The sequence below is a fragment of the Bradyrhizobium sp. USDA 4472 genome (assembly GCF_054058595.1).
Genome location: NZ_JBSSAM010000001.1, coordinates 6,821,110 through 6,836,929 on the forward strand (window position 1 = coordinate 6,821,110; position 15,820 = coordinate 6,836,929).

Sequence of the window (15,820 nt, forward strand, 5' to 3'; positions counted from 1 at the left end):
AACCTGGATTGAGGGGCAATGATCTCGAACTGGCTTTCGGCCGCACTCGGCCGTCGCAACATCCATTATGGCTGGGTGATGGTCGGCGTGACCTTCTTCGCCGCGCTGATCAGCGCCGGCACCGTCGGCGCGCCCGGCGTATTCATCGTTCCCTTGCAGAAGGAGTTCGGCTGGAGCACGGCTGAAATCTCCTCGGCGCTGTCGATCCGCTTCATCCTGTTCGGGCTGATGGCGCCGTTTGCCGCCGCCCTCCTCAATCGCTACGGCCTGCGCAACGTCACCCTGACCGCGCAGCTCATCGTCGTCTCCGCGCTGGTGCTCTCGCTCGGCATGACGCAGGTCTGGCAGCTCGTGGCGCTGTGGGGCGTGGTGATCGGCATCGGCACCGGCATGACCGCGCTGGTGCTCGGCGCCACCATCGCGACGCGCTGGTTTGCGGCGCGCCGGGGCCTGGTCATCGGCGTCATGACTGCGAGCGTCGCCACCGGCCAGCTCGTGTTTTTGCCGCTGCTCGCAAGCCTGACCGAACGTTACGGGTGGCGCCTCGCGCTCGGCTTCGTCTGCATCATGCTCGGCGTCTCGGCGACCGCCGTCGCGCTCGTGATGCGCGACCGGCCGAGCGATGTGGGCCTGCGTCCCTTCGGCGACGAAGGCACCGAGCCCTTGCCCGCTCCGCCGGTGAGCAACGGCTCGATCACGGCAGTCGCGCTCGGCACGCTGCGCGATGCCTCGAAGTCATCTGCGTTCTGGATCCTGTTTGCGACGTTCTTCGTCTGCGGCGCCTCGACCAACGGGCTCGTGCAGGTGCACCTGATCCCGATGTGCCTCGATTTCGGCATCCCGCAGGTTCAGGCCGCAAGCCTGCTGGCGGCGATGGGCATCTTCGATTTCTTCGGCACCATCATGTCGGGCTGGCTGTCGGACCGCTACGACAATCGCTATCTCCTGTTCTGGTACTATGGCCTGCGCGGGCTCTCGCTGATCTTCCTGCCGTTCAGCGATTTCTCGTTCTATGGCCTGTCGCTCTTCGCGATGTTCTACGGCCTTGACTGGATCGCGACGGTGCCGCCCACGGTGCGCCTCACCGCGCAGAAATTCGGACCCGAGCGCGCCAACCTGGTGTTCGGCTGGATCTTCGCCGGCCATCAGCTCGGCGCCGGCACCGCAGCATTCGGCGCGGGCCTGTCGCGGACGCTGCTGCAGAGCTATTTGCCTGCCTTCTTTATCGCCGGCGCGCTCTGCGTGTTCGCTTCTCTGATCGTGCTGGCGTTGTCGCGACAGCCGAAGCCACAGGCGAAACCCGCGATGGCCTAGCACTCCGGCCGGGACACACGTCCGCTATCTCGCGGCTCATTTCGCCCGAGCTTTGCTCTCTTCTTCGCCCCTCTCTTGAGAACGGGCGCAGGCAAGGCCGGGCGCGAGCGCTTGCAATCCACTGCGCAGCTTCGTCAATGGTGCTGACGGTAATTCCCCGGAATTGCTGTCGCGCCTGCCCCGGGGTTGGGATGCGTCATTCAACGCATCCTCTGTCGAGACTGGCGACTGCCCTGCATCCGCATCGTACATTGGTCTGGAGATGATCATGCGCAACATAGCATTAGCGACGACAATCGTGATCTCGTTGAGCGCGCCGGCTTTGGCTCAGAAGGCCGAGATCGACGCGAACAATGCGAAATGGCTCGAACTGTTCAACAAGGGCGATTTTTCCGGGATTGCGTCCCTCTACAGCGCGGATGCGATCGCATTGCCACCGGGGTCCGCGATGGTGAAGGGCCGAACGGCCATCGAGGCAATGTGGAAAAGCATGGCTGAACAAGTCACCGATCCGAAGCTCACAACGCTGGATGTCAAACCGCTAGGCTCGTCCGCGGCACGCGAGATCGGCACGTTCGTATTGAGGACCAAGGGAGCCTCCCCGCAGGAGGTGAGCGGAAAATATGTCGTCGTGTGGGAGAAAGTCGGGGAGGACTGGAAGCTGACCACCGACATCTGGAACGACGGCAAATAGCGTCTTACGGCAACTGGATCAAACCGACGCACCTGTTCATTCGCCGTTGTCATTCGAGACGCCGGCGCTATCGTGCCTACGCGGCACAGCCGCGACATTCATCCGATAATTCTGGTCATGGGAGAATCGCATGAAATTCATAACCACCTGGAGCGTACCCCAAGGAACCTTCAACGCAGCCGTCGCCCGCTTTCTGGAGACCGGTGGCGCGCCCCCGGAGGGCGTCAGGATGCTCGGTCGCTGGCATGGCATGAATGGACAGGGATTTGCGATCTCTGAATCGAGTGATCCGAAAGCCATGTATCGTTGGCTCGCGCAATGGTCTGACCTGCTTCCATTGACAGTCACGCCTTGCCTCGAGGACGGAGACGCGGGCGAGGTCATGGCGTCACTCCCCAAACGTTGACCGTCAAGCGCTCATCATCGATCTCCACGTCACTGCCGCCGCCGAACCGGCGGTAGTGACATGCTCGTCGCCGCTAGGGCTTAGCCGGAGACCGAAGCTCCCATTGCTCAAGGCGCTCGATCGAGGCTTGCCGTTCATGCTGGCCCAGCCAGATCGTGAAGAGAACCAGCGCACCAGCGAGAGCGCTGATGCCGAAATATAGGTTCCTCATACGCGTTGAATGCGGCGCGCCGGAAATCGTTCCTCCCATCGTGTCCTTTGGCCGTGATCGGGCCGTCATCCGGCGTCTGCGCCATCTTCCTCGCCCTGGAAAATGGTCGCCGCAGCTTCGACCATACGATCTCCCTCGATCGGAACGGCAACGTCATCCTGTCGCTGACGGGTCCCAGAACCGAATCTGTCCGTGGCGATCCAATCGATGAAATCTGGAACGATCGTTGACGTGCTTCAGTTCTTAGAGAACCGGAGGTATGAGAGTGTACGGAAAGAGTACGAGATGACGAACGTCCTGAAGCTTCCGACATGGGCGGACGACGACCACGTGTTCGCGGTCGTTGAAACTCCCCGCGCGAGCACATGCAAGCTGGACTTCGATCCGAAATTCCACATTTTCACCCTCGCGAAACCGCTGATGGCGGGGCTCAGCTATCCCTATGATTGGGGCTTCATCCCTTCGACCAAAGCTCCGGATGGAGATCCCCTCGACGTCCTGATCATACATGATGCGCGCACGTATCCTGGCGTCGTCCTCAAATGCAAACCGATCGGCATTCTCGAGATGGAGCAGAAAAGCAAGGGCAAGAGGGAGCGCAATGATCGCGTGTTCGCGGTACCCGATCGATCGCCGCTCGAAACGGACCTGCGGGACATCCGCCATCTGCCTTCGCGCGCGCGAGGCGAACTCGAAGAGTTCTTCCGTGCCACCAACGTGCTCGAGAACAAGGAGCTCGAGTTCCTGGGCTGGCGCGGACCCCGGCACGCCGTGAAGACCATTAAACGTTTGTCCAGTTAAAACGCCGGAACATCAACAAATGTTAGGTGCGCGGAAGCCCATCAGGTGCCACTGTACCCTCGGCGGGGGCGCCCCTTGAGCGGTCGCGCATCCTTCCATTCCAGGGGGCCGCATCTTGTTGCGATTCAAGCTGAGCAGGTCAGCCAAGTGCCTGATACAGGCCACGGCTTTTGCGAGCCTGCTTGCAGGATCGCACGCTGTCGCACAGGACGACAAGAAAACCGATGACGACAAGCCCGCCGATCCCGATACCGGCGAAAGCACCGTTGAGGAAAAGACGCTTGGGCTTCTGCCAAACCCCTTCGAAAAACATGGAGTCAAGTTTGCCGCGACCTACATCGGCGAGACGCTCGGAAATGTCACGGGCGGCCTCAAGCAAGGTGTGATCTACGAAGGCCGGCTTAATCTCGCGGTCGACGTCGACCTGCAGAAGCTCGCCGGAATCGACAAGCTGACCTTTCACGCCAACATGTTCCAGATTCACGGCGAGGGCTTGTCGCGCAATTATCTCGGCAATTTCCTGGTCGTCAGCGGCATTGAAGCGCTGCCGTCCACCCGCTTGTACGAAGCCTATTTCGAGAAGCAGTGGGGCGACAAGAAGGTCTCGCTCAAGTTCGGTCAGCTTGCCGCCGACAGCGAGTTCTTCAATACGAAATACACCGACGTCTTTACCAACGCCTCGATGGGCTGGCCGGCGATCACATCGCTGGACCTGCCAAGCGGCGGGCCTTCACCGCCACTGGCCGCGATGGGCACCCGCCTGCTGGTCAACGTGACGGATCACCTGTCTGTGCTTGGCGGCGTGTTCGACGGCAACCAGGCGGGCCCTGGTCCCGGCGATCCGCAAGAGCGCGACCGTTACGGCGTCAATTTCCGCGTCAACGATCCACCCCTTCTCCTTGGCCAGATCCAGTATGCCTGGAACAACAAAAAGGGCGATCCCAATCTGACGGGGCAAATCAAGCTCGGTGGCTGGCGTCACTTCGGATCGTTTTCCGATCTGCAACTTGCCAACAATGGAGTGTCACTCGCCGCTGCGGCCAGCAGCGGTACGCCCCTCATGTTGGCGGGTGATGTCGGAGGATGGGCCGTCTTCGAGCAGCAGCTCTATCGCGTGCCGAAGAGCGACGATCGCGGAATCGGCGTGTTCGCCCGCGTCTCGGGTGCGCCAGCCGACCGCAACCTGATCGATCTCTATGCGGACGCCGGGTTCGAGTTGATCGGACTGAGCGACAAGCGTCCCGACGACAAGTTCGGCATCGCGGCTGGTTACGCCCACGTCTCGAAGCGAGCCCAGGCGCTCGACGCCGACTATCGGGCGATGGTCGGGCCATCCTGGCCGGCGCGCAGCTTCGAAGGACTTTTGACGGCCGTCTACCAGTATCAGCTACGCGATGGCTGGACCCTTCAGCCGAATTTCCAATACATCATCCATCCCGGCGGAGGGGCGACCGACCCCTTGGGACCAATGCCGGGCAAGGCGCTCAAGAACGCTGCGGTGCTAGGTCTGCGAACGACGCTGAAATTTTAGGCCGCAAGCAAGATCCTGCTCGCGCAACCGACCGCTTGCTGGCGGCCGGAGCGGCCCGCAATGCCGCCGGCCCATCACGGGATCGATCAGGTCGCGCGAGCCCAGCCAGTCTTCCGTAACAGCTCGCTTTAATTGTCCTGGCTGCGTTTAGCCCTCGTTAATGATGCCGTTCAATCCGGCAACGGCGGATTTCGGCGGCCCATGTTCGCGCGATCCGCGTAAGCCTTGCTTAACGGGGCATCTTCAAAGTTCCGCTCTGCCGAGAAGTCGGCAGAGGCCGCCCGGTCGCGTTCCTCGGTCCTTGATAAGCCAGAGAAAATTGCCTTTGCCGCGACTCAGGCGATTAGGATGAAGATCATGCTCCGCGCTTGGTTGTGTCGTTTTGCCAGAGATCGCAAGGCCAACGTCGCCGTGATCTTTGCGCTGGTGATGGTTCCGACCATCTTTCTGCTGGGCATGGCGCTGGACTACACGCATACGCAACACATGAAGGTGAACCTCGACTCGGCCAGCGACGCTGCCGCCGTCGCCACAGTCACCTCGGCAATGATGCAGCAGAGCCCGCAGGCGGCGCAGACCGCAGCGAAGAACGTCTTCAACGTCACGGCGAATGCTCTGGTGAGCAACAACAACTTGCCGGCGCAGCCAAATCTCACGGTCGCTGTCAACTGCAGCAAACCCGATGCCACGACGGGATACTGTACTTACGCCGCCTGCCCCGGCGTGGACGCAGTCTATGCTGACCCCGTCAACTCGAACAACCAAGTCGTTCGCAACGTTCAGATTTGCTACAACGCGACGGCGAACAATGCCTTCCCGAGCGTGCTCAAACAGGCAAACTGGCCGTTCACAGGTCAGTCATTGGCACGCAACCAGGGCGCCCCCAACATCAACTTCTATCTCTTGCTGGACGACTCGCCTTCCATGGCTATCGGCGCGACATCGGCCGACATCAGCAAGCTGATCGCCAACACGCAAAATCAGGTCGACTCGAGCGGGTACAAAGGGTGCGGATTCGCATGCCACGAAACCAATCCCGCCGCAGACAATCTGGGCAATCCAGGCGGAATTGACAACTACCAGCTTGCCCGCAATCTCGGCGTCACATTACGCATCGACCGTGTCAAGCAGGCCGTCCAATCCCTGATGACGACAGCACAAAGCGTATCGACCACCAATCGAAATACCTATGGGGTCGCGATCTATACGTTTGATTGGCAGTTGAACAGCAGCTCGCCGATCTTCGCGCCTTCCGGAAAACCGGGGGTGGTGCAAACTCCCGTGACGCCCAACTCGACAACCAGCTACACGGTAGCGACCATCCAGAATTACGCCAACAACATTGCGGTCCTGCCAGTCTACAAGAACAACTGGCTGACATCGTCGAACAACAATAGCGACGCCGACACCAGCATCGCGGGCGCATTGAGCGGTCTCAACAAGATCATGCCGAATCCGGGGAACGGCACCAACGTCACCAACGATACGCCACAGGAAGTGGTGTTCCTCGTGACCGACGGCGTTGAAGACGTGAACATTACGACCGACGCATACACGGGCTCCTGCAACAAGACTCTCACTGGCAAGCGCTGCCAGCAGCCGCTCGACCCCACGATCTGCACCACCATCAAGAACAGGAAGATCCGCATCGCCGTGCTTTACACAGAGTATGACGACGCGGCGCTCCATAAAACGAACAACTGGTACGATAGCTGGATCTACCCCTTCAATGGAACGTCCACCGGCTCGACCAGCCAGATCGAGACAAACCTGCAAACCTGCGCCTCATCTCCCGATTTGTATCAGAAGGTGTCGACCAACGGCGACATCACCAGCGCTCTCCAGGCTCTATTCCTCAAGGTCGCGTCCGACCCCCGCCTGACTCAATAGAGAAAGCAAACATGACCGCCACGCACGCCGTGCCCACAACCAGACGCCGCCGCCGCTGGCGCGCGTTCTTTGCCGACCGGAAAGGCGCAACCGCGGTCGAGTTCGCGCTGATCGCCCCGGCCTTCATCGCCCTGCTGGTCGCGATCATCCAGACCTTCCTGGTTTTCTTTGCGCAGCAGCTCCTGGAACAGGTGGTGAACCAATCGAGCCGGGCGATCCTGACGGGGCAGGCGCAGGCCCAGGGCATGACCCAGGCCCAGTTTGCCAGCGCGGTCTGCTCCAACGTCGTGATCCTGTTCAACTGCAGCGGCCTGATGATCGACGTCCAGGTTGCCAACTCATGGAGCTCGACCAACACGGCCCTGCCAACCCTCACCTACGACGGCAATGGAAAGGTGACGAATGTCTGGCAATTCAACCCCGGCAATCAGGGCGACATCGTGGTCGTGCGGGTGATGTATCTGTGGCCGGTTTTCCTGGGTCCACTCGGCTTCACTCTGGCAAACCAGCCGAATAACAGCAGCCGCCTGATCATGTCGTCCACGGCTTTCATGAACGAGGCTTTTGTCAACTCATGAGCCGGACGCCTCATCGCATGCGGAACTTCTGGGTGGACACGCGCGCCGTGGCCGCGACGGAGTTCGCCATCGTGGTGCCGTTCATGCTGCTGCTCTATGTGGGCGGCGTCGAGCTCGGCAACGGGATGGCGATCAGCGTCAAGGTCAGTGAAACTGCCCACACGGTCGTGGATCTGGTGTCACGAAACGCATGCGTCACCGACACGACGCTGGGCGCCATGCTTGGCGCGTCGGCGGCGACGATCGCACCCTATTCTTCGGCGAACACGACGGTCGTCGTGTCGGAAGTATCCACGGACGCCAACGGCAAAGCGACCGTGACCTGGAGCAAAGCGCTCAACGGCACCCCACGCCCGGTAGCTCAGCCGATCACTCTGCCAACGGCCCTCGGCACCCCCTCGCCCTCCAATGTATCGTTGCTGCTCGGCGAGGTCACGTACCAATACACCCCCAACCTTGGCTATACGATCAGCGGGACCATGCCGATCAGCGAGAGCTACTACCTGTATCCGCGCGTTTCCTCGGTCGTGCAGTATCCGTGCAGCTGAAGCCGGGGTATCCGGAGGACCTTGGGTTCTCGCGGCCGCAGGATGTTGGCGTTGAGAGACGTTGCGGGAAATTGTCCTGACGTTACCGATATTGCCGTTAGACTTCCCGTCCCAAACGTGGACAATGCTCCTCAAGCGCTTCGCGCGCAGTGCACACCAAGATGCGCCAGAGGAAACAAGATGCCGACCGCCTTTCCGTCGCCCGTCCCTGCCATTCCAACCGCTCCTTTGACCGCCCAGCTCCGCGACGCGTTGCGCGCGATCGTGGGCGAGAAGGGTTTCATCGAGGATGAGCACGGCAAGCAGCCGTTCGTCACGGATTGGCGCGGGCAGCTGTTCGGCAGCGCCGGCGCGGTCGTACGTCCCGGCAGCACCGAGGAGGTCTCGAAGGTCGTCCGGCTCTGCAATGCGCACGGCGTCGCAATCGTGCCGCAGGGCGGCAACACCGGACTGATGGGCGGCGCCACGCCCTGGCCGGCGCATACAGGCATCGTGCTGTCGCTCGGCCGGATGAACCGCGTGCTGGACGTCGATCCCGTGGGCTATGCGATGACGGTCGAGGCCGGCTGCGTCTTGCAGACGCTGCAGGAGACAGCGGCCAGTCACGACAGATTCCTGCCGCTCAGCCTTGGTGCCCAGGGCTCCTGCATGATCGGGGGCAATCTCTCGACCAATGCGGGCGGCGTGCAGGTGCTGCGCTACGGCAACGCCCGCAATCTCGTGCTGGGCCTCGAGGTCGTCTTGCCCAATGGCGACGTCTGGGACGGACTGCGTGCCTTGAAGAAGGACAACACCGGCTACGACCTCAAGCATCTCTTCATGGGCGCGGAGGGAACGCTCGGCATCATCACGAAGGCCGTGGTCAAGCTGTGGCCGGCGCCGAAGGACGTCTGCACCGCGTGGCTGGCCGTTCGCGATCCGCGCGCCGCGCTCGAGATCCTGTCTGAGGCGCATGCGGCCTCCGAGGACAATGTCGGATCCTGCGAGCTGCTGAGCCGCGCCGCGGTCGACCTCGTGATGCGCCATATTCCGGGCGTCCAGGATCCGCTCAAGGCGGATACGCCGTGGTATCTGCTGCTTGAATGGTCGTCTTCGCGCGCACGGCAAGACGGAGCTGATGGCATGTCGGAGAAGCTGGAGGCGTTTCTCGCCGATCAACTCGAGGCCGGTCGCGTGCTCGACGCGGTGATCGCGCAGACCGTCAGCCAATCGCGCAACATGTGGCGCATCCGGGAAGCCATGGCGGAGGCCTCCCGCGCCGAGGGTCCTGGCATCAGCTACGACATATCGGTCGCAATCTCCCGGATTCCCGAATTCATCGACAAGGGGCTCAAGGCCGTGCTCGACATTCTCCCGAGCATTCGGCCCTACCCTCTGGGGCACATCGGCGACGGCAACCTGCATTTCTCGTTCATGGGGCCAATCGGCATGGATCAGCCGACACTGAACCAGTACACCGCCGCCCTCACGCGCGCCGTGAACGATCTCGTCACCTCCATGGGCGGCTCGATCTCGGCGGAGCACGGCATCGGCATCGAGAAGCTCGACGAGCTCAGCCACTACCGGTCGAAGACCGAACTCGACATCATGCGCACCATCAAGCGCGCGCTCGATCCGCAGAACATCATGAATCCCGGCAAGGTGCTCCGGGTGTGATTGGGCCGGGGCACCTCACCATTCCCTCAACTCGCTCTCAACTCATCGAGGCGCGCGGGTTGACGATAGTGTAGCCCCGCAGCGAACGCGCATGCATGCGCGTTGCGTGACCGCCCGAATTGGCGTCGTACGCCATCCACATGTCGCCTCCGAGGGACTGCTCCAGAACGAAGACATGGCCGCGACGCGCCGCGACCATTCCCGGGGCCGGCGCGGTGCGCGGAAAGCGCAGCCAGTTGGCTGCGAGATTTAGCTCCGGCACGATGCGTCCGAACACGCGCAGCGACGCGCCGCAGCCGCAGAAGGCCGAAGGGCAACCGGCCGGCCGGCCGCCGACGATCCGAGCGCCGGAGACGGTCACAACTGTGGCGGCGCCGGCGGCGTCAGCCGTGAGTTGTTTTGAACGGTAGGCTTGCAGTGTGTACCTAGACACGTGCTCGCGACGCGCTTGCACATTCGAGAAGTCGCAAGGCATGACGACATTGCATTCAGTCGCTCGAACGATGTGGTAGGGTCTTGCTTCTGAAGCGATAGAGCTAATGATAACGAAGAGACACGCAGAAAATACTGACTTGAACATTGCAGGACTCCAAATGCGAAGCCCTACCCCGGCAATGAGAAACCAATAGCAGTTTGGCTGAAATGGGCCTAAAGGACGGCCGAAAATGGCTGCAATTATGAGCCGGTCTCGTCCATCCTCATATGCCACACGTTGCGAGCGGAATGATTAACTCGCAGAGTAAGAACGATTGCCCGCCCGCGTTTCGAACACTTGCAACATGTGATCAGGTGCGCCTTGCGCACCAGTAGCGGGCACGACGACTGCCCCCTTTGCATCGAATCACGACGTCGCCGCTAGCGCTGAGACGGTGACCGAAGCTCCCAATTCTCGAGGCGCTCGATCGACGCGTGCCGTTCGTGCTGGCCCAGCCAAATCACGAGGAAAACCAGCGCGGCGGCGAGAGCGCTGATGCCGAAAGACAGGTTCCTCATTCGCGTTGAATTCGGCACGCCGAATATCGTTCCCGGCATCGCGCTTTTTTGCCGGGGCGTTACGGTCGAATCGAAAAATTCTGCGGCGCGCCCGCCTTGCGCAGCGGCTCGGCGAGACGCGCGAACTCGCAGAGCAGTGGGCGCGTCTTCCTGGGATCGATGATCTCCTCGACCCAGAATTTCTCGGCCGAGCGGAACGGCGAGCGCAGCTTGTTCAACCGCTCCTGGATCTCGTTCAGCTTCGCCGCCTTGTCCTCGGCCGCGTCGATGTCGGCGCGGTAGGCGGCCTCGATGCCGCCTTCGAGCGGCAGCGAGCCCCAATAGGCCGACGGCCAGGCGTAGCGGATCGAGAAGCGGTCGGCGGGCTGGTGCACGACTCCAGCCACACCAAACGCGTTGCGCAGGATCACGGTGCACCAGGGCACGGTAGTCTGGTTGACCGCCGCCATGGCGCGCACGCCGTGACGGATGGTGGCCGCCTTTTCTGCATCGAGGCCGATCATGAAGCCAGGGCAGTCCATGAGATAGACGATCGGGAGGTGGAAGGTCTCGGCGAAATCCACCCAGCGCACCACCTTCTGGCAGGCATCCGCGGTCCAGGAGCCGCCATAGTGGAAGCTGTCGCTGGCAAGCAGCATCACCGCCCTGCCTTCGAGTCGTGCAAGACCAACGATAACGGGCTTGCCGAAATTGCCGGCCACCTCGAAGAACGAGCCCTTGTCGACGACCTGCTCGATGACAGGGCGCATCTTGTAGACCTGCTTGCGGTTGCGCGGCACCGCATTCATCAGCGCCTCTTCGCTGCGCTCCGGATCATCAGTGCAGGGCAAGGTCGGCGGCAGCTCGTAGACCGATGACGGCAGATAAGAGAGGAAGCGCCGCGCACAGGCAAAGGCCTCCTCCTCGGTGTCGACGGCATGATCGACCGCGCCGGCGCGAGTCTGGATGTCGGCGCCGCCAAGCTCTTCCTTCGAGAGGTTCTGGCCCAAGGCCTTCACCACCGGCGGCCCCGCGACGAACATCGCCGACGTCCGCGTCATGATGGAATAGTGGCTGGCGGCAAGGCGCGCGGCACCTAAACCCGCAACCGAGCCGAGGCCGAGCGCGACAACAGGCACGCGCGACAGGTTTTCCGTCGTGAAGCGATACCAGCGGGTGCCGCCGATGCCTCCGGGCAAATTCGCCGCACCTTTGGTCTCGATGGTCTTGACCGAGCCGCCGCCGCCGGAGCCTTCGATGAGCCGTATGATGGGCAGGCGGAAATCGTGCGCCATCTCTTCCGCCATCAGCGGCTTTGCCGAGATCGAGGCGTCCGCCGAGCCGCCGCGCACGGTGAAATCGTCGCCGACGACCACCACCGTTCGGCCGTCGACGCGCGCGCGGCCAAACACGCAGTTCGCCGGCGTCACCGTCTTCAGCTCGCCTAGCGGATCATACTCACCGATGCCGGACACGGCACCGATCTCGTGGAAGCTGCCCTTGTCGATCAGTTTGTCGATACGCTCCCGAACAGTCAGCCGTCCCTGGTCATGCTGTCGCTTGACCTTGTCAACGCCGCCCATCTCCCGCGCGAAGGCTTCGCGCCGGGCGAGCTCGTCGAGTTCCGGCTTCCAGTTCATTCACTCCCTCCGAGCTCATCGGCTTGTTATTGTTGTGCACGGCGATTGCGACCGGCTTGCGCGAGATCCTGTTGTTGAAAACGTCGCCTTCGGCGCCTTCGAGCAGACTGCCGAGCGAGCGGCCGAGCGCTGTCATCTGCGGCGCGACCTCGGCATGCAGACGCTGCTCGTCATACATCGCCGAGAGAAGGCCGATCGTGATGACCACGAAGGTCTGATACTGCGGCGACCAGATCGGCACCGCGAGTCCGTTGATGTGCGGGCTCCACAGGCCGCAGGCCACGACATAGCCGCGCTCGCGCAGCGACTGCCTGTTGGCCTCGATGCGGGGCCGCAGGATCCTTGCAGCCTCGGGCGCTTCGCGCTCCATCTCGTTGATGAAGGCGTCGCCGACGTCAGGCGACAAGGCCGCCGTATAGGCCGCGCCCGCGGCGGTCGAGGCCATCGAGATGCGGCTGCCGGTGCCCTCGTGCAAGCCGAGCGCGGAGGCCGATCGCGCGAACTGGAGGTAGACGAGATGGAAACGATCGGGCACGACGAAGCCGACCGTACCAGGCAATTGCTCCGCGACTTCCTGCAGCCGCTGCCGGATCATGCTGCGCAGCTGCGCGCCTTTCATCATCGAGGCGCTCATCGCCACCGCGCTCGGACCGATTCGATATTTCTGGTCGCGCGGCAGATACACGAGCTGGCCCATCCGGGTCAGCGTGTGCGTGAGCCGCGACACCGTCGAGCGCGGCAAGCCGCAGCGATTCGAAATCTCGAGATTGCCGAGCCTCGCCTCGTGGCCCTCGAAGCATCGCAACACGTCGAACGCGCGCGACACGACCTGAATGACATCACCTTCACCAGCATCGCCAGCGAGTGCACCTTGCCTGCTCAACCGCTCCGAACGTCGTCCCATGATCCCTACCGTTTGTTCCGCTCTGCGGAATTAAATTCCACTTTGTGAACGACGCTACCTCAGGCATTTTGCGACGACAACAAAAAGGCGATGGCATGCCAGAAATTAAGATCATCACGGAGGTCGCCGGCCGCGTCTGCGCAACTCCCGTGCAAGTTGGAGGAACCGTTGGCGATGGCGACGAAATTGTGCTCGTCGAAGCCATGAAGATGGAGATACCGGTGCCCTCGCCCGTATCGGGCACGCTCAAATCACTGCTCGTGAAGATCGATGACCTTGTTGCCGAAGGCCAAGCGATTGCGATCGTCGCGAGCTGAGGAGGCACCGCAATTTCATCCGCGACATTCTGAATCACACGGTCTCGCGACGGTGCGCGACAGCTTGCACTAGGCATTTAGATGGGACCGAGCAGCTTGCGCATGCCAGGATTGCGTTGCACAAGTGACGCGATGATAGCGCAACCGTTCCCCGCCTCTGCCTGGACCCGGTCGAAGCCGCCGCTGCTGCGGTTTCTCGACGCATGCCTCAACGAATTCTCCGCGGAGACCGCGGGCCATGTCGCGGATTATATTCCCGAGCTGAGCAAGGCCGATCCTGCCCATTTTGGCATCAGCCTCGCAACGCTGGACGGCCATGTCTACGAGGTCGGCGACTCCAGGGTGCCCTTCACCATCCAGTCGATGTCAAAGCCATTCGTGTTCGCGCTGGCGCTGGATCTGCTCGGTGCGAACAAGGTCGAGAGCGCGATCGGCGTCGAACCTTCCGGCGATCCCTTCAACTCGATCCGGCTCAATGCCGAGAACCATCCGTTCAATCCCATGGTCAATGCCGGCGCGATCGCCTGTACCGGGCTGATCCATGCGAGCAAGGGCGAAGAAGCCTTCGAGCAGATCCGGCTCGCTCTCAGCCGCTTTGCCGGGCGCGACCTCGCCGTCGATGAGGCCGTCTACACCTCCGAGAGCCAGACCGGCGACCGCAACCGCGCCATCGCTTATCTCCTCAAGACCAATGCGGTGATCTCCGACAATGTCGCCGGCGTGCTCGACGTCTATTTCCGGCAATGCGCCGTGCTGGTGACTGCGCGCGACATCGCCGTGATGGCGGCGACGCTCGCCAATCGCGGCGTCAATCCTGTCACCGGCGAGCAGGTGCTGACGCCGTATGCGATCTCGCGCACGCTGTCGGTGATGACGTCTTCGGGCATGTACGATTATGCCGGCGAGTGGATTTACCGCATCGGCATCCCCGCCAAGAGCGGCGTTGGCGGCGGCATCCTGGCCGCGCTTCCGGCCCGCCTCGGGCTCGGCAGCTATTCCCCGAAGCTCGACTCGCACGGCAACAGCTTGCGCGGCATCAAGGTCTGCGAGGCGCTGTCCTCGCATTACGACCTGCACATGCTCAACCGCAGCGACGATGCGCGCAACGCTGTGATCGCCGACTACGACATCGGCAAGAGCCCGTCCCGCCGCGTCCGCCGCCAGCAGGAGCGCGACATCCTCGCCGCGCATGAGCAGGCTGTGCGTGTGATCGAGCTGGTCGGCGTGCTGTCGCTGTCGGCCGTCGACTACGTGACGCGCAGGCTCGCAGGGCAGCCACGGCCGCAAATCGTCGTGTTCGACCTGCATCGCGTGACCTCCACCACCCGCGCCGGCGCCCGGCTGATCGCTGAAGCCTTCGAGGAGCTCGCCGCGCTTGATGTCACTGTGGTGATTTCAGGGGTCCGTCGCGCCTCCAGGGAATGGGACAGCTTACGCGAGTGGACGGCGGAGCTGAAGAACGTCCGCGACTTCTATCTGCTCGACACGGCGATCGAATGGGCGGAAGACCAGATCGTCTACCGCTACGGCGGCTCCATCGATTTTCACGAGACCACCGAGCTGTCGGAGCAGCCATTGCTGGACGGCCTTGACGCCGAGGAGCTGACGGACCTCGCCTCGATCTGCACCGTCAGGACCTATCAGTCCGGCGCAAAGATCCTCACGACCGGCGATCCCGCCGACGCCCTGTTCTTCCTACGCAGCGGCGCGGTGCATGTCACCCTGCCCGACGGCGTACGGCTGGCGACGCTGACCGCCGGCATGGCCTTCGGCGAGATGGCCCTGATCGAGGCGACGCGCTCCGCGGACGTGTTCGCGGACATGGCGGCCACTGCGTTCGAGGTGCCGTTGAAAGATTTCGAGCGTTTTCGCAGGCAGCACCCGCGGGCGAGCGAGCGCATCATGCGCAATCTGGCCCAGCTGCTTGCCGATCGCCTGATCGTCGCCAACACCAAGGTCGATATCTTGACGTCGACGTGACCCCCTCACCTCTCGCCGTCGGGGAGAGGTGATCCCGTCCTCAACCCATATCTTGCGTTAGCGGCTGGCAGCCTCGCTGATACGTCGCTTGATCTTGGCGGCACTGGCATTCAGCAATTGGGACGGCTGCTGGCCCGTCGCGGCGCACAGGCAGGCCCAGTAGTAGATGACATCGCCGAGTTCTTCGACGAGCCCCGCCTTGTCGAGCCAGTTGTCGCGCAGGAGCTTCTTGATGTGCTCGGCGACCTCGCCGGATTCACCGGCGAGGCCCAGCCCGAGATAGGAGAGCCGCTCGTTCGACGGATGCTCGTCGACTTTCGCAATGGTTGCGGCCCAGACCGCATATTCGTCGATCGTCATGACATCCCTCGCTAGCCA

General features: G+C 62.4%; 15 protein-coding genes. 11 read left to right on the forward strand and 4 right to left on the reverse strand.

The window, feature by feature from the left end; all coding sequences use genetic code 11:
• The first annotated feature begins 18 nt into the window (after positions 1-18).
• The 9 genes from ACVWZ4_RS32215 to ACVWZ4_RS32255 all read left to right on the forward strand — a co-directional run bounded on the left by ACVWZ4_RS32215 (position 19) and on the right by ACVWZ4_RS32255 (position 9,629).
• Positions 19-1,314 carry an MFS transporter gene (locus tag ACVWZ4_RS32215; RefSeq protein WP_456703148.1) on the forward strand — a complete coding sequence of 432 codons (1,296 nt, stop codon included), beginning with the start codon at positions 19-21 and terminating at the stop codon, positions 1,312-1,314.
• Positions 1,315-1,576: 262 nt separating this feature from the next.
• A complete protein-coding gene (locus ACVWZ4_RS32220; protein WP_456741945.1) occupies positions 1,577-2,008 on the forward strand; it encodes a YybH family protein in 432 nt (143 codons plus the stop codon).
• 130 nt (positions 2,009-2,138) lie between these two features.
• Positions 2,139-2,414: a DUF3303 domain-containing protein gene (locus ACVWZ4_RS32225; RefSeq protein WP_456703146.1), complete on the forward strand. Its 276-nt coding sequence runs from the start codon at positions 2,139-2,141 to the stop codon at positions 2,412-2,414.
• Between the two features lie 403 nt (positions 2,415-2,817).
• Positions 2,818-3,426, forward strand: a complete 609-nt coding sequence (locus tag ACVWZ4_RS32230) for an inorganic diphosphatase (RefSeq protein WP_456703145.1) — start codon at positions 2,818-2,820, stop codon at positions 3,424-3,426.
• Positions 3,427-3,577: 151 nt separating this feature from the next.
• Positions 3,578-4,957, forward strand: a complete 1,380-nt coding sequence (locus ACVWZ4_RS32235; RefSeq protein WP_456742299.1) for a carbohydrate porin — start codon at positions 3,578-3,580, stop codon at positions 4,955-4,957.
• Between the two features lie 348 nt (positions 4,958-5,305).
• Positions 5,306-6,847: a TadE/TadG family type IV pilus assembly protein gene (locus ACVWZ4_RS32240; RefSeq protein WP_456703144.1), complete on the forward strand. Its 1,542-nt coding sequence runs from the start codon at positions 5,306-5,308 to the stop codon at positions 6,845-6,847.
• Positions 6,848-6,858: 11 nt separating this feature from the next.
• On the forward strand, positions 6,859-7,425 hold the full coding sequence (locus tag ACVWZ4_RS32245; protein ID WP_456703143.1) for a TadE/TadG family type IV pilus assembly protein: 567 nt from the start codon (positions 6,859-6,861) through the stop codon (positions 7,423-7,425).
• A gap of 17 nt (positions 7,426-7,442) precedes the next feature.
• On the forward strand, positions 7,443-7,973 hold the full coding sequence (locus tag ACVWZ4_RS32250) for a TadE/TadG family type IV pilus assembly protein (protein ID WP_456703142.1): 531 nt from the start codon (positions 7,443-7,445) through the stop codon (positions 7,971-7,973).
• A gap of 180 nt (positions 7,974-8,153) precedes the next feature.
• A complete protein-coding gene (locus ACVWZ4_RS32255; protein WP_456734870.1) occupies positions 8,154-9,629 on the forward strand; it encodes an FAD-binding oxidoreductase in 1,476 nt (491 codons plus the stop codon).
• 37 nt (positions 9,630-9,666) lie between these two features.
• On the opposite strand, the gene ACVWZ4_RS32260 is transcribed toward ACVWZ4_RS32255, so the two are convergent.
• The 3 genes from ACVWZ4_RS32260 to ACVWZ4_RS32270 form a co-directional block, all read right to left on the reverse strand.
• Positions 9,667-10,209: a hypothetical protein gene (locus ACVWZ4_RS32260; RefSeq protein WP_456703140.1), complete on the reverse strand. Its 543-nt coding sequence runs from the start codon at positions 10,207-10,209 to the stop codon at positions 9,667-9,669.
• A 472-nt stretch (positions 10,210-10,681) separates the two neighbouring features.
• The gene (locus ACVWZ4_RS32265) at positions 10,682-12,241 is read right to left on the reverse strand and encodes an acyl-CoA carboxylase subunit beta (RefSeq protein WP_456741946.1); all 1,560 of its coding nucleotides are present in this window, start codon (positions 12,239-12,241) and stop codon (positions 10,682-10,684) included.
• On the reverse strand, positions 12,171-13,145 hold the full coding sequence (locus ACVWZ4_RS32270; RefSeq protein WP_456741947.1) for an IclR family transcriptional regulator: 975 nt from the start codon (positions 13,143-13,145) through the stop codon (positions 12,171-12,173). Before ACVWZ4_RS32270 ends, ACVWZ4_RS32265 begins: the two co-directional genes overlap by 71 nt.
• A 95-nt stretch (positions 13,146-13,240) precedes the next feature.
• Between ACVWZ4_RS32270 and ACVWZ4_RS32275 the strand changes: the two genes are divergently transcribed.
• Both ACVWZ4_RS32275 and glsA read left to right on the forward strand, forming a co-directional pair.
• On the forward strand, positions 13,241-13,462 hold the full coding sequence (locus tag ACVWZ4_RS32275) for an acetyl-CoA carboxylase biotin carboxyl carrier protein subunit (protein ID WP_456705257.1): 222 nt from the start codon (positions 13,241-13,243) through the stop codon (positions 13,460-13,462).
• Between the two features lie 132 nt (positions 13,463-13,594).
• Complete coding sequence (glsA, locus tag ACVWZ4_RS32280) at positions 13,595-15,442, forward strand: glutaminase A (protein WP_456734868.1); 1,848 nt, start codon at positions 13,595-13,597, stop codon at positions 15,440-15,442.
• Positions 15,443-15,499: 57 nt separating this feature from the next.
• Here glsA and ACVWZ4_RS32285 read toward each other — a convergent pair whose 3' ends face one another.
• Positions 15,500-15,802 carry a nucleoside triphosphate pyrophosphohydrolase family protein gene (locus ACVWZ4_RS32285; protein WP_092230424.1) on the reverse strand — a complete coding sequence of 101 codons (303 nt, stop codon included), beginning with the start codon at positions 15,800-15,802 and terminating at the stop codon, positions 15,500-15,502.
• Positions 15,803-15,820: the final 18 nt, after the last annotated feature.